Raw genomic sequence first — 13,970 nt, forward strand, 5'->3', positions numbered from 1 at the left:
GCGAACATTCTGGATATCCAGCAATTGCTCCGCCATGTATCCAAACGCACCACCGAGCGATACATCCACCGGCTTACCCAGAACAACCGAGCTGTGGATGCTTTGAACAAAAGCATGCAGACGCTGGCAGACGGCCAGTCCCCTTGGGACAAGGTCGAAGGCGAAGACTGACGGCTGGCGCAGGGATGCGAGGTTGAAGGTCTAAGCCTGCGTATAACCTGAAGCCACGAACACGAGCCACGGAAAAGAAAAATGGTCCGAGCAGAGGGTTGCCTGACAAGGTAACCCTCTGATTTTAAAGAACCACCTCGCACGCCTCCAGCCGGGTGCCTCCGGCGGGCAGGGGCGCTGCCCCTGCACCCCGCCAAAGGGGCGGGCCCCCTTTGCAATCCCTGGATTGTCAGCGGGGCTGCAGCTGCCGGGTTCATGCGACAGCACAACTCGCGTCTCAGCTGCAACCCCGCTGACGGGGATTTTAGTGCAGTGCGTCTTGGCTGACGGGCTCCCTTAATCAGATTCAGTTTCAAGGAACGCCGTTAGTTTCTGCGCGAGCAAAAAGAAGTCGGCGGACAGGCTGAAACCTGCAACTCATGCGGAAAGGCGGGCAGGGAGCCGGCTCCGCAGCCTATCGGAAAAAAATACGGCGCCCGTTACAAACGGGCGCCGTACGCTTACTGTAGGTCAAGCCGGGATCAGGTGCCGCCGTCAATCTCTTTCCAGAGTCGTTCCATTATGACTTTTTTTATGGCTGAAAACTCCGGTGTGAGGGTGATGCGATGATCTCGGGGTCTTGGTATTTCCACTTCGATCTTCTCGACGATTTTTCCGGGGCGGCGAGACATGACGTAGACGTTGTCGGCGAGCAGAATGGCTTCGTCGATGTCGTGGGTGATGAACAGCACGGTGGCTGACTCTTCACGCCAGACGTCGAGGGTGAGGTCCTGCAGTTGCAGTCTCGTCTGGGCGTCAAGGGCGCCGAAGGGTTCGTCCATCAGGAGCATGTCGGGCTTGTTGGCCAGCACGCGGGCGATGGCGGTGCGCTGCTTCATGCCGCCGGACAGCTCTCGGGGCAGGGAATCTTCGAATTCGGAGAGTCCCACGAGGCTCAGGTAGTGGCGCGCTGTTTCAGCGCGTTCGGCTGCGGGGATGCCTTTGATGCGCAGGCCGAATTCCACGTTTTTCCGGACAGTCAGCCACGGAAACAGGGTGTAGGACTGGAAAACCATGCCGCGATCCGCGCCCGGCCCCTTGATGCGACGCCCGTCGATGCTGGCGGAGCCGGAGGTTTCGTTCTCCAGCCCCGCCACAATGTTGAGCAGCGTGGATTTGCCGCAACCGGACGGACCGACCACGACGGCGAACTCACCGTGCTCCACCTGCATGGAGATATCCTGCAGGGCGGTGACGGCTTTTTCGCCTTGGCCGAAGACCTTGCCGAGGTTGTCGAGTACCAGCCTGCCCATGCTAGACGATTTCCCTGATGTCGAGGTTCAGGCCGGAGACGTCCATGGCGGGCTCGTTGCCCATGACCACGATGTCGCCCTTTTCGGCCACCGCGCGGGCGGCTTCGGCCATGGCGCGGAAATCGTCGGCGGTGCAGTTCATGATCTCGCTGCGGACGCGGTCCCGGTGTTCCGGCGTCTGTCCGGTGAGAGTCCTCACAAAGCTGGTGAAGCCCTTGGCGTCGGGAAGCTGGTAGGAATCCATTTCGCCGATGGCGCCGATGACGGCGGTTTCGAGGTCGCCGTCGGGCAGGTCGAGTCCTTCGAGGTACTGGACCACGCCGTCGTAGTTCTCGATGGTCTTTTCCACGTTGGGGTCGCGGTAGCTCAGATAGTTCATGCTGCCGCTCACCGGATCAAAGACGGTGAACCCGCCGTAGGCGCCGCCGAGGACGCGGATGCGGTCCCAGAGATAGCCGGTGCGCAGGAACTTGGACACGGCGTTCATGGAGCCGTGATATTCGACGCCCTGCTCGTAGATGTTCACGCCCTTGCCCACATAGTTGACCTGCGCGGGAATGGCGAGCCCTTCGCGCTCCGGGAAACTCGGCATGACGCGTTCGGCGGGTTCGCTCGCCCCTTCGGGCAGGGCTGCGACCACGTCGGCCAGAAGCGGAGCGGCGGTGTCGAACAGCGAGGCCTCGCAGGTGGCGTTGAGCACGAGGTTGCCGCGGCGCAGGATGATATCCGCCAGCCGGACGAAGTCCTTGCCCACGCGGCGGAAGTCGTTTTCCACCCGTTCGGACAGGGTACGCAGGGCCTCAAGCGCGGTGACGCCGGTCATGGCCTCTTCCATGGCGTGGGCCTGATGGGCGCGCGCCTTGAGGCGGCGGGCCACCATGATATGCCCGGACGGAACCAGCGCCTGCTCCAGACGCGAGACGGATTCCTGCACGATCTGGCGGATGCGGACCTTGTCGTCCAGCCGCGCCTCGGTGAGGATTTCCTTGAGAATCTCCGCGGTCTCGGGGAGCTTTTCGCCGGTGGTCTTCACTCGCACGACCAGTCGCTGCGCGGCTTCCGGGGAATTCAGCACGGGCTGGCAGAGTACCTGCGGAGAGATGCCGCCGGTGGTCCGGGCGATCCACTGGGAGAGGTCCACGTAGTCGCGCTTTTTCGTCCCTGCCTCGACGAGGGCGCGGCCCATGAGCGGCACCAGCGGGAGCAGCTCGTCGGGCACGCCGGAGATGTCGAAGGCCAGATCGGCGTAGGCGATGCCGCTGGTGTGCAGGTCGTGGAAGTGACAGGTCACGCCGCCCACTTCGCGTTCCTCGGAGGGAATCCGCACGTTCTCTTCCGGCAAATCGTCCTTGGACAGGCGCGGGATGCTCGCCAGAGCCTCGGGGGTGTCCGGAGCTTCCTGAAGACGACGGAGCTCGGCGGTTTCGTCAATGACGCGCCGCACGTCTTCCTCGCTCATGGCCTGCTTGGCCTTTTCCAGCCGCTCGCGTTCCTTGGCGGTCAGCTCCTTGCCCAGCTCGCTGTCCGGCTCGAGCAACACGGTGGAGCGATGCGGATTCTGCAGCAGCAGGCGGCTCAGGAGTTCTTCGAAAATCTTTTCGCCCTCTGCCACCCATGTCTTGATGTTGCGAAGCGGCTCTTCAAAGGGCAGCAGCAGGAGCGGATCGCCCTCGGTGCCGTCCTCCGAGTCGTACAGCCACGTGGAGAGCGACTGGAACATGAGGGACAGACCACGCGGGTAGCTGCCGGTGTTGTTCTCGCGCAGGTCGAACTCCACGCTGTTCACCGCGGCTTCCACATCCTTGGGGTCGATGCCGTCCTTGACCAGCTTGCTGAGCGTATCGTGAATCAGAGACTCGACCTTCACGGCGTTGGCCGGATGCACGCCCTTGAGCCCCACGGAGAAGAACATCTGCCGGATGTCGGCTTCGAGCCCCACTCCGGCGAGGTCGTCGCCGAGGCCGGAATCCATGAGCGCCTTGCGCAGCGGTGAGGACGGCAGCCCGATGAGGATGTGCTCCAGAATGTGCAGCGCGAGGTTCAGGTTGGCATCCGCGGTTTCCGCGAGCATCCAGTTCACGGTGAACATGCCCTTTTTGGTCTTGGCGGAGGCCGGGAACTTCTTGCGGACCTCGACAGCCTTGTCGAAGCGCGGCTGGAGCGGCACGCGGGAGAATTCCGGGGTGAGCGGCTCGAACTGATTGAAGTATTCATCCAGTATTTCGAGGCGCTTTTCCGGATCATCGTCGCCGTAGAAATAGGCGTAGGCGTTGGAGGGATGATAATGGGTGCGGTGGAATTCGCTGAACTGCTCCCACGTCAGGTCCGGGATGGCGAACGGGTCGCCGCCGGAGTCGAGCCCGTAGGTGTTGGCCGGGAACAGGGACTGCTGGGAGTATTCGTAGAGCAGCGAATCCGGGCTGGAATACGCGCCCTTCATTTCATTATAGACCACTCCCTTGTAACTCATGCGACCTTCGGGGTCGTCCAGCTCGTAATGCCAGCCTTCCTGCTTCAGGCGGTGTTCGTCCAGCAGCGGGAAGAAGGCGGCGTCAAGGTAGACGTCCACCAGATTGTAGAAGTCGGCGTGGTTGGCGCTTGCCACCGGATAACAGGTCTTGTCCGGGAAGGTGAGGGCGTTCAGGAATGTCTGCAGCGAACCCTTGAGCAACTCCACGAACGGCTCCTTGACCGGGTACTTGCGGGACCCGCAGAGCACCGAGTGCTCCAGAATGTGCGCCACCCCGGTGGAGTCCTTGGGCGGCGTGCGAAAGCTCAGGCCGAAGACCTTGTTCTCGTCATCGTTGATCATGGACAGCACGCGGCCGCCCGTCTTGCGGTGGCGCCAGATCTGGGCCACGCTGCCAAGTTCCTCTATTTCCATTTCGCGAACCTTATCGAATCCGTGACTCATCCGCGCTTCTCTCTTTTCGTTTTTCTGTTAACTGTGTGGGACGCCCCCCGGGGGAGCCGTTCGATCCGGCAGCCATGTCGCACTGCGGACGCGGAGGCGCGGCGCGGGCCGCGATTCCGAATATTCACACGACGGCGCACCTGCGCCTGCCGTGAAGACTGCCGGAATCCCCGCGGGCGTCCGACGATGCACGCTCTTCATACACGAAGCGGCCACGGAGTTGAAGACCGGAAAATTTCTCGCTACCGCTTGACATGGGCCGGAGGCAAAGATAAATAGGAATCGTTCCTAAGTTAAAAATAACCATTCAGATCCATAGGAGAATCATTATGTCTTGCGATCACGAACACGCACACGAGCACGTTGTCGACTTCGCCCGCGTGGGCCAGCCCGTCCCCCCGTTCAAAATGGAAACCTTCGATCCCACCGAGGGATTCTTCGGCGAGGTGGATCTCGGCAAACTGCGCGAGGAAGGCAAATGGGTGGTTCTCTTCTTCTACCCGGCCGACTTCACTTTCGTCTGCCCCACCGAACTGGCGGACCTCGCCGAGAAACACGCCGAACTGAAGGAAATGGGCGCGGAAGTTATCTCCGTCTCCACGGACACCAAGTTCACCCACATGGCGTGGAAGAACGACGAGCGCCTGCTGGAGAACGTGAAATACCAGATGGCTTCCGACGCCACCGGCGAGGTGTCCCGCTTCTTCGACATCTGGGACTATGACACCGGGCTGGCCCTGCGCGGCACCTTCATCATCAACCCCGACGGGGTTCTGGTCTCCGCCGAGACCAACTTCTACAATGTGGGCCGCAACGCCGACGAGCTGGTGCGCAAGATGAAGGCCAACGTGCACCTTCGCGAGAACCCCAACGAAGCCTGCCCCGCCAAGTGGGAGCCGGGCAAGAAAACCCTGACCCCGGGCGAAGGACTCGTGGGCAAGGTCTACGAAGCCCTCAACGACTAGGCTTCCCCCTCCTGAGGAAACGTCACACCAAGGCCGGAACGGGTACCCGTTCCGGCCTTTTTTCGTGCCCGCAAGCATTTTTCGCCGCAAAATAACGGTATGCTTGCTTCACAGGGCATACCTTCTGCGACAGGACGAAGTGCCCCGTATGCGTGGCTTTCCGGGCCATCAGTCTTCGGAAAGGGTACAAAAAAGGACAGAAGCGGAAGCGAAAGTAACGCAAGTGTCACAGTTGACCCATTGTGTTGTAACAGCGCTCCCTTAGGTTCTCCAAATCGCTCAAGGCAATACCGTCTACCAATTTGAGGAGGTCACTAATGACTAAAATGGTAAGAATCGCCCTTTCTCTCGTAGCCATTCTGCTGGTTGGCGCCGGCGTGGCTCAGGCCCGCGATCAGATCAAGATCGTCGGTTCCAGTACTGTCTATCCGTTCTCCAGTTATGTCGCCGAAGAATTCGGCGCAACCACCGACCACCCCTCCCCGGTTGTCGAATCCACCGGCTCCGGCGGCGGCCACAAGCTTTTCGGTGAAGGCGCCGGTCTCAACACCCCGGACATCACCAACTCTTCCCGCCGCATGAAGCCCTCCGAATTCGAGCGCGCCCAGAAGAACGGCGTCACCGAAATCACCGAAGCGCTCATCGGTTACGACGGCATCGCCGTTGCCCAGAACGCTGAGAACGCCCCCTTCAGCATCACCAAGGACGAACTGGCCCTGGCCGTCATGGAAATGGTCCCGTCCAACGGCAAGCTGATCAAGAACCCGTACAAGACCTGGAATCAGATCAACCCCGATCTGCCCAACCGCAAGATCATCTTCTACGGTCCCCCGACCTCTTCCGGTACCCGTGACGCCTTCGGCGAAATGGTCATCGGCAAGTTCGCCAAGAAGCACAAGGACCTCTACAGCGCCATCGCCCCCAAGGGCAAGGCCAAGAAGTACGAAGCCGTGCGTCAGGACGGCGTGTACGTGCCCGCCGGTGAGAACGACAACCTGATCGTCCAGAAGCTCACCAAGGACAAGGACGCCTTCGGCATCTTCGGTTACTCCTTCCTCGAAGAGAACTCCGACCGCATCCAGGGCGCCAAGATCAACGGCTACTCCCCGGAACCGGCTACCATCGCCAGCGGCGAATACCCCATCTCCCGCTCCCTGTTCTTCTACATCAAGAAGGCCCACCTCGATAAGGTCCCCGGCATGAAGGACTACATCGAGCTGTTCATGAGCGAAAAGATGATCGGCCCCCGCGGCCTGCTCAAGCGCATCGGCCTGGTTCCCCTTGACGACGATCTTCGCAAGCAGGTGCAGAAGGACGTGCTGTCCTACAAGAACCTGAGCCTCGAAGACCTGAAGTAAACGAACAACCGACGACACCAACCGGGCCGGCCTTGTCGGCCCGGTTTTCGTCGTCGATGACACAGGGACTGCTTGTGGATACCGGAACCGTATTTCTCTATCTCTTCTGCGGCCTGCTGCCATTTGCGGCGATCGCCTACTTTCTGGCGACACGGAAAACCTTTTCCCTTAAATTCAAAGGCGAGACTTTTCACTCCACGTCGGACAGCTACGGCTGGTACGCCGTGGTCTGGACGCTCTGGCCCGCTCTGGCCGCCTCGCTGCTGGCCGCGGTCCTGAGCCTGGCCGGAGTCGCCAAGGTCCCCGGCACCGCGCTAGTGGCCACCGCGCTGGCGCTCGCCGCCGGCGGACTCGCCGTGGGCGTCATGAAGGTCAAGCCCGGACTCCGGGCGAGGAACATCGTCGAAGGCGTCATCGTGAAGCTGCTCTTCGCGGCATCACTCATCTCGATCTTCACCACTGTCGGCATCGTGCTCTCGGTTATCTTCGAGGCCATGCAGTTCTTCGAGATCGTCAACATCTGGGACTTCATCTTCGGGACCAACTGGAACCCGGACGAAGCCGTGGTCCACGCCGCGGGAACCGCCTCGGAGTCCTCCGAAGGCCTCTTCGGCTCCGTGCCGCTTTTCGCAGGCACGTTCATGATCACGGCCATCGCCATGCTCGTGGCGGTCCCGGTGGGCCTGTTCTCCGCCATCTGTCTGGCAGAATACGCAAGCCCCACCTTCCGCAAGATCGCCAAGCCCACGCTTGAGATTCTCGCGGGCATCCCCACCGTGGTCTACGGCTTCTTCGCCGCCATCACGGTAAGCCCCATGATCGTGAGCGCGGCCGAGGCCGTCGGGCTTCAGGCAGACTTCACCAACGCACTCAGCCCCGGCATCGTCATGGGCATCATGATCATCCCGCTGGTGTCCTCGCTCTCGGACGACATCATCACCTCGGTGCCAAACTCCATGCGCGAAGGCTCCCTCGCGCTGGGGGCCTACCGCTCTGAATCCATCAAGAACGTGGTGCTCCCCGCGGCCCTGCCGGGGATCGTGTCCGCGTTTCTGCTCGGCGTGTCCCGCGCAGTGGGCGAAACCATGATCGTTGTCATGGCGGCCGGGCTGCGCCCCAACCTGACAATGAACCCGCTTGAAGGCATGACGACCGTCACCGTGCGCATCGTGGACGCCCTGACGGGCGACCAGGCGTTCGACAGCCCTGAGACCCTGTCCGCCTTCGGACTGGGCCTCGTCCTGTTGGTGTTCACCCTCGCGCTCAACATCGTCTCCCTGCTGGTCATTCGCCGGTTCAGGCAGCAATACGAATAAGGCGGCAGCATCATGAAGTTCGAACACTCCATTACTCTGGTCAAAAAGCGCAAGCGCAAGGACCGCCGCTTCAGGGCGTATTCCTACAGCGCCATCGCTCTGGCCGGGGCGTTTCTGGTCTTCTTCTTCTACAACATCATCTCCACCGGCTGGACCGCGTTCCAACAGGCCGAGTTGAAAGTCGAAGTCCACTACAGCGAAGAGGCCATGGAGATGGGCAACTGGGCCCTTGAAGAGGACGTGTCCTATCTGGTCAGCCGCGGATACACGCGCCTGATCCCCATTCGCATGGAAGAGGACACGAGCCTGATCGGCACGAAGAGGCAGGAGTGGGTTCTCGCCGAGGCCGAGGTGGACCAGTTCCTCAAGGGCAAACCCAACCGCCTGAGCAAGGCGGAAAAGACACTTATCACCGAGATGAAGAACCACGGACAGGCCCGGCTGGCCTTCAACTCCGGCTTCTTCAGCAACGGCGACTCCAAGCTGCCCGAAATGGCGGGCATCTGGTCGGCGGCGGTGGGCAGCATGTACGTACTGATCATCACCTTCCTCTTCAGCTTCCCCATAGGCGTCATGACCGCCGTGTATCTGGAGGAATTCGCCCCGAACAACAAGTTCATGCCCATCATCGAGGTCAACATCAACAACCTCGCGGCCATCCCGTCGATCCTCTTCGGTCTGCTGGGTCTGGCCATCTTCATCAACTTCTTCGGGGTGCCGCGATCATCGGCGCTGGCGGGCGGACTCACGCTCTCGCTGATGACCCTGCCGATCATCATCATATCGACACGGGCGGCCATCCGGGCGGTTCCCAATTCGGTGCGCGAAGGCGCGCTGGCGCTGGGCGCAACCCCGTGGCAGACCGTCCTGACCAACATCCTGCCCCTGTCCCTGCCCGGCATCCTCACCGGCACCATCATCGGCCTCGCGCAGGCCATCGGCGAAACCGCGCCCCTGCTGATCGTGGGCATGATGGCCTACATCCCGGACGCCCCCGCCGACTTCACGAGCGCGGCCACCGTGCTTCCGGCGCAGATCTACACATGGTCCTCGGACTCCCTGCGCGCCTTCACGGAGCGCACCTCAGCAGGCATCATCGTGCTGCTGGCCGTCATGCTCTCCATGAACGGGCTGGCCATCTACCTGCGCAACAAGCGCGAGACCAAGTGGTAAGAGCGACGACCTCCGAAAAAGCAAAGGGCGCATCCTTTTTGGATGCGCCCTTTTTTCATGGTCGAAAAAGCGTGGGCTACCGAAGGTCCAGTCCGGTATTGTGCACGATCAGCCCGGGCTGAAAATCGAAGCCGTACATATCGAACTTGGGTTTGCCGATCATGGCCTCCCGCGCAAATTCCGTCTTCAACACGCGGGGGCCGGTCGCATCCGGGAGAAACTCCGAGAGTCGAAACTCCCTGATGCCGTCATCCTCAAAGGCCGAGATGATGGCGGGATGCTCGAACTCGTAATCGGAGCGGACGTTCTCGATGCTCAGGTTCACGATGCTCCCCGGCCGGACCTCGCGGCTGCGCCTGGAGGCCGTGAGAAACAGCGGCACCTGCGCATCGGCGATGGCCATGCCGCTGACCGTCAGGTTCCGGATATCCCCGCCGTCCACGGTGGAGATGAACATGGCCGCTCGCATGGTCCTCGGGAACGGATTCACGATGGTCCGCCGTCCTTTCTCCACAAGGCAGTCGCGGATGCTTATGTTCGCGAAGCCACCCACTGATTCCGTCCCGATCTTCACCCCGCGCTTGCCGCTGCGCAGTTCGCAGTTCCGCACGCGGATGTTTTCGGCCTTGGTCGGAGACGTGCTCTTGATGGCCAGCGCGTCGTTGTAGGAGTCGATGTCGCAGTTGCTGACCACCACGTCCGAGCAGGAATCAAGGTCCAAACCGTCCGAACCGCTGCCGTAGATGGAGTAGACCGTCAGGTCCGCCAGCTCCACGCCCCGGCACTTGAGGTACAGCTGCGTCCATGTGGCGGCCCCCTTCAGAGTGACTCCGGCCACCCGGACGTTTTCGCAGTCCGCAAACTTGATGATGTGAGGCCGCTCATGCCTGTCGAACACCAGCGGGTCGATCAGCCCGGTCTGCTGCAGCGTCCCCCTGCCCGTAATGCCGATGTCCCTGCGACCCTCGGCGTATATCAGGGCGCGGTTACTGATCTTGTTGGACCCGGCCCGAGTGCGGGTTTCGATGACGGGGAACAGCGAAGGATGCGGAACGGCCACGAGCGTGGCGCCCTCATTCAGGTGCAGTGTCACGCCGTCCTTCAGAAAAAGCGTCCCGGTGAACCAGAACCCGTCGGGCACGGTCACGGTGCCGCCGCCCGACTCGGAGCAGGCGTCGATGGCGCTCTGAAGCTGCTTCGTGTGCAGCTCGCTCCACGACCACTGCCCCTCGAAGTCGCTGACCGAATAATCCCCGGCACGGGCCGGAGCGCAGGCGAGAAGGACGAAGACGACGAGCAGGAGCGGCGTTCTGGCGCGGGAGATCATGATTCCACCATTTCCTTGTGAGGTTCCGGAGGGAGGCGGCGCGGGACAGGCTCGCGTCCGCCCGGTCCGGGAAGACCGCTTCTCCGGACGTTCAGCCGTGTCATACCCGAAGAGCCCCCCGGCATCAACGCCGCCCTCCGGACAGGAAGGCGCACATCAACGACGGGGGGCTCCACGCGGTGATCTGTTTCAGGCTTACTAATTCTGCATGCGGTTGATTGCCACCTTGAGCTCATCCGCCAGCGAGTTGAGCTGATCCAGCGCTGAAGAGGCCTCCTGCATGGCCTCGGCCGTGTCCGAGGCGATCACGTTCACGGTCTCGGTGGCGGCGTTGATCTCCTCGCTGGCACGGGACTGCTTCTCGGCCGCGCCCGCGATGTTCCGCACCTGCGAAGCGGCCTCCTCGACCTTGCTGACGATGTCCTGAAGCGAGCTGCCGGACTGCTCGACCATGCCCCGGCACTCTTCAAGCGCGTCGGTGGCCTTCTGCGTGCTGGCGATGTTCTCCTGCGCGCTGCCCTGAATGAGCTTGATGTAGTCCTCCACCTCCACCGTGGCGGTCATGGTCTTCTCCGCGAGCTTGCGGACCTCGTCCGCGACTACCGCGAAACCTCGTCCGGCCTCGCCCGCCCGGGCCGCCTCGATGGCCGCGTTCAGGGCCAGCAGGTTGGTCTGGTCCGCGATGTCGGTGATGACGCCCATAATGGCGCCGATGCCCTTGGCGTGGCGTCCCATCTCGTCCATCTGCCCCAGCAGGCCCTTGGACTGCTCGTGCACCTCGCGCATCATGTCCACGGAGCGGCGGACGATCTGCTCGCCCTCGCGCGCGTAGTCCCTCGCGAGCTCGGAGTTCTCCACGGTGGAGTTGGCGTTGTCCGCGACCTCCTGCACCGATCCGGTCATCTGCTCCATGGAACTGGAGACCTGCTCGGCGTGCTCGCGCTGCTTGTCGGCGCCCTCGTTGGCGGAGTCGATCTTCACCGCGAGGCCCTCGGTGGCCTCGGAGACCTTGCGGGCCACCTCGATGGCTTCCGACGCCGCCTGCTCTATGATGCGATTCTTTTCCTCGATGGCCTTTTTCTGGGTGCGCTCCTCGGTAAGGTCCACCCAGATGGAGATGGCGCCGATGAGCTCATTGTCCAGATCGTAAATGGGCGTTGCCACCACGTTCAGGTTGACGGTGCTGCCGTCCAGATCGCGGGTGAGGTTCAACTCCCAGTTCATCTGTTTGCGCTGCTCCATGGCGTTCTGGGTCAGCGTCTTTTCCTTGGCGTCGTGGAAGACCACCTCGTTGAGCGTCTTGCCCAGATACTGGTCGGAGTTCTTGCGCTTGCCGAGAATCGTTGCCGCCGCCGAGTTGAAATGGATGAGCTCGTTGTCCAGGTTCACCACGGCGCAGGGGATGGTCACGCCTTCGAGCACGCCCCGGCTGAAGCCGAGCTGATTCTTGATTTCGCCCACCATGTGGCGGACCGAGGCGACGGTGCGCCCGATGGCGTCGTCCACGTCGTAGTTGAAATCGAAGTCGAAGTTTCCTTCGCAGACCTGATTGGCGATGGTCTCCAGCCGGTTCATGGGACGCATGAGCTGACGGCTCATGAACCAGATGATTATCAGCGAGAGCAACAGCGGCACGCCCGCGCTCGCCAGCGAGTTCGTGATGATCTGCTCGGTCACGCCCTCCAGCAGGCGGGAGGTCCGGACCCCGGTGACGAGATAGGCGTCCCAAGGCCTGAAGTGGACAAGACGGGCCTGCAGGGTGTCTTCGCCGAGCTTGAGGGCGGCCACTGCGGCCCTGCCGTCGACCGGCGCCTCGCCGGAAGCGATGTACGCCGCCACAGCCTCGCCGACAGTCGGATCATCCGGCGGCACGATGCCGCTGCCGTCGGCTCCGAGGACGAAGGACTGCCCCTTGCCGCTGACGGTGACGCTGTGAATGAAGTCAGCCAGCTTTTCGGGGATGAGCGGGCTCGCCACCTCGATGGCGCCCATGACCTTTTCGTCAAAGTTGCGAATGGCCTCGTAGGCCACCACATAAGGCTTGCCGCCGAGGGTGACGATGCCCTCGAAGGTTTCGCCCGCAAAGACGGCCTTGTATGCCGGGTTGCTCTTGGGGATGAAGACTCCCTGAAGAGACTCGTCCTTTTCGTTACTGATGGTGGTGGAGACGCGCACGAGCTTTTCGTCGTGCAGCTGGAGCACGGAGGAGCGCACACCCGCCATGGTGTTCATGCGCTCCACCAGGTCGGAACTCTCGTGCAGATATTTTGATCCGAGCTTGAAGGCGGGCAGCGTGATCTCCGTCTGCTCTCCCGTGTCCTGATTGGTGACCTGCATGGTCACATCCATGAGCATCTCGAGCATGGGGAGCCCGCTGACGCCCATGATGGAACGGAAGATTTTGAGATCGGACGATATTTTGGTTTTGGAGAGGTGGTCCTGAAGAGAGATGGTCTCCTCAAGGGTGTCCGAGACGTTTTTCAGCGCGGTGATGCCGTTTTCAAGATACACCTTTCTGCTCTGGTAGGAGTTGACCCCCGCCATGCACAGGATGGTGATCAGGACAATTGAGATGCTTGCGGCGAATAGCTTTCCGCGAAATCCGATGTTCATTTTCATGATCGATGCTTCTGCTGGGTTGGAAAGACCTGCAGGGGGTGATTTCCGCCGGCGTTCATCCGGCAATGCGCCTGATGCGGACCCTGCCGAGGGGATCGTGCGGGCTTTATCGTGCGCCTCAGGAACCTCGATACGCCGATGCAGAACGCGCGCTCCGACCCGTGAACCTCTTGATAGTGGCGGCACCTTAGTATCGACGTGTTACAGTCGCATGGCGTTTTCCCGTCACTTGTCTTCCATCCGCTTTTTCAGGACAGCGGTAAAAGCAAAGGATACTGAGCGGAAAGCATGGACAGCCTCCCCCGCGAGACAGGGGGAAGGCGACCGAAAGTGAAAAAAAGAATTTGTCCCGACCCCGTTGACCTCCGGGAAAAGAGGCGTAGCCTTATCGCCCCCAAACAAAGGAGGTCTCGTCATGGAACTAGAATGGCAATTCACTGAAGGACTGATCGCATTTTGCGCGATCGTCATTCCCTTCAAGGTCGAACGCTTTGCCAGAGGACATTTCTGCCTGCGCAAAAGCGCGCTGTGCCGCCTCTGGCACCGCATCACCCTTCGCGTGGACAATCTCAGGCCCGAAGAATTTTACTGCTTCTTCCCCTCCCGCCTTCTGACCGGCCGCTAAGTTATCCACTCGCCGTCGTCCGCCCTGAAATGAGAAAGGCTCCCCCGGGACCATCCCGGGAGAGCCGTAGTTTCTCATATGCAAAAGAAGTGAAGGTATACGTTTATCAGCAGTTCCCGTGCCAAAACATTCAGACACGCCCGAAACCAAAACTTACTCCACAATTTCAGTAGCTTGAATTACAGGCGACACAGCGCCCCTTGTCTCTGC

At 61.3% G+C, this 13,970-nt stretch carries 9 protein-coding genes; 5 read left to right on the top strand and 4 right to left on the bottom strand.

Annotated elements, in window-relative coordinates:
• Window positions 1-692 precede the first annotated feature (692 nt).
• Together BR24_RS04745 and BR24_RS04750 are read right to left on the bottom strand one after the other, a co-directional pair.
• Window positions 693-1,463, bottom strand: coding sequence for an ABC transporter ATP-binding protein (locus BR24_RS04745; protein ID WP_496540359.1), 771 nt, complete (start codon window positions 1,461-1,463; stop codon window positions 693-695).
• 1 nt (window position 1,464) lies between these two features.
• On the bottom strand, window positions 1,465-4,377 hold the full coding sequence (locus tag BR24_RS04750) for an insulinase family protein (protein ID WP_496540360.1): 2,913 nt from the start codon (window positions 4,375-4,377) through the stop codon (window positions 1,465-1,467).
• A 329-nt stretch (window positions 4,378-4,706) separates the two neighbouring features.
• On the opposite strand from BR24_RS04750, the gene BR24_RS04755 reads away from it, so the two are divergent.
• From BR24_RS04755 to pstA, 4 genes are all read left to right on the top strand, one after another.
• The gene (locus BR24_RS04755) at window positions 4,707-5,342 is read left to right on the top strand and encodes a peroxiredoxin (protein WP_496540361.1); all 636 of its coding nucleotides are present in this window, start codon (window positions 4,707-4,709) and stop codon (window positions 5,340-5,342) included.
• A gap of 317 nt (window positions 5,343-5,659) precedes the next feature.
• A complete protein-coding gene (locus BR24_RS04760; protein WP_496540362.1) occupies window positions 5,660-6,700 on the top strand; it encodes a PstS family phosphate ABC transporter substrate-binding protein in 1,041 nt (346 codons plus the stop codon).
• 56 nt (window positions 6,701-6,756) lie between these two features.
• A complete protein-coding gene (gene pstC / locus BR24_RS04765; protein ID WP_496540363.1) occupies window positions 6,757-8,016 on the top strand; it encodes a phosphate ABC transporter permease subunit PstC in 1,260 nt (419 codons plus the stop codon).
• Window positions 8,017-8,028: 12 nt separating this feature from the next.
• A complete protein-coding gene (gene pstA, locus BR24_RS04770; RefSeq protein WP_496540364.1) occupies window positions 8,029-9,189 on the top strand; it encodes a phosphate ABC transporter permease PstA in 1,161 nt (386 codons plus the stop codon).
• A 76-nt stretch (window positions 9,190-9,265) separates the two neighbouring features.
• Here pstA and BR24_RS04775 read toward each other — a convergent pair whose 3' ends face one another.
• Together BR24_RS04775 and BR24_RS04780 are read right to left on the bottom strand one after the other, a co-directional pair.
• Window positions 9,266-10,516 (bottom strand): glycoside hydrolase family 28 protein, encoded by a 1,251-nt coding sequence (locus BR24_RS04775; RefSeq protein WP_496540365.1) that lies wholly within the window; start codon window positions 10,514-10,516, stop codon window positions 9,266-9,268.
• A 198-nt stretch (window positions 10,517-10,714) separates the two neighbouring features.
• Window positions 10,715-13,135 (bottom strand): methyl-accepting chemotaxis protein, encoded by a 2,421-nt coding sequence (locus BR24_RS04780; RefSeq protein WP_496540366.1) that lies wholly within the window; start codon window positions 13,133-13,135, stop codon window positions 10,715-10,717.
• A gap of 415 nt (window positions 13,136-13,550) precedes the next feature.
• Here BR24_RS04780 and BR24_RS04785 point away from each other — a divergent pair, with 415 nt between their 5' ends.
• Window positions 13,551-13,760: a hypothetical protein gene (locus BR24_RS04785; RefSeq protein ID WP_496540367.1), complete on the top strand. Its 210-nt coding sequence runs from the start codon at window positions 13,551-13,553 to the stop codon at window positions 13,758-13,760.
• Window positions 13,761-13,970 lie beyond the last annotated feature (210 nt).

Source organism: Pseudodesulfovibrio halophilus DSM 5663 (assembly GCF_059568665.1).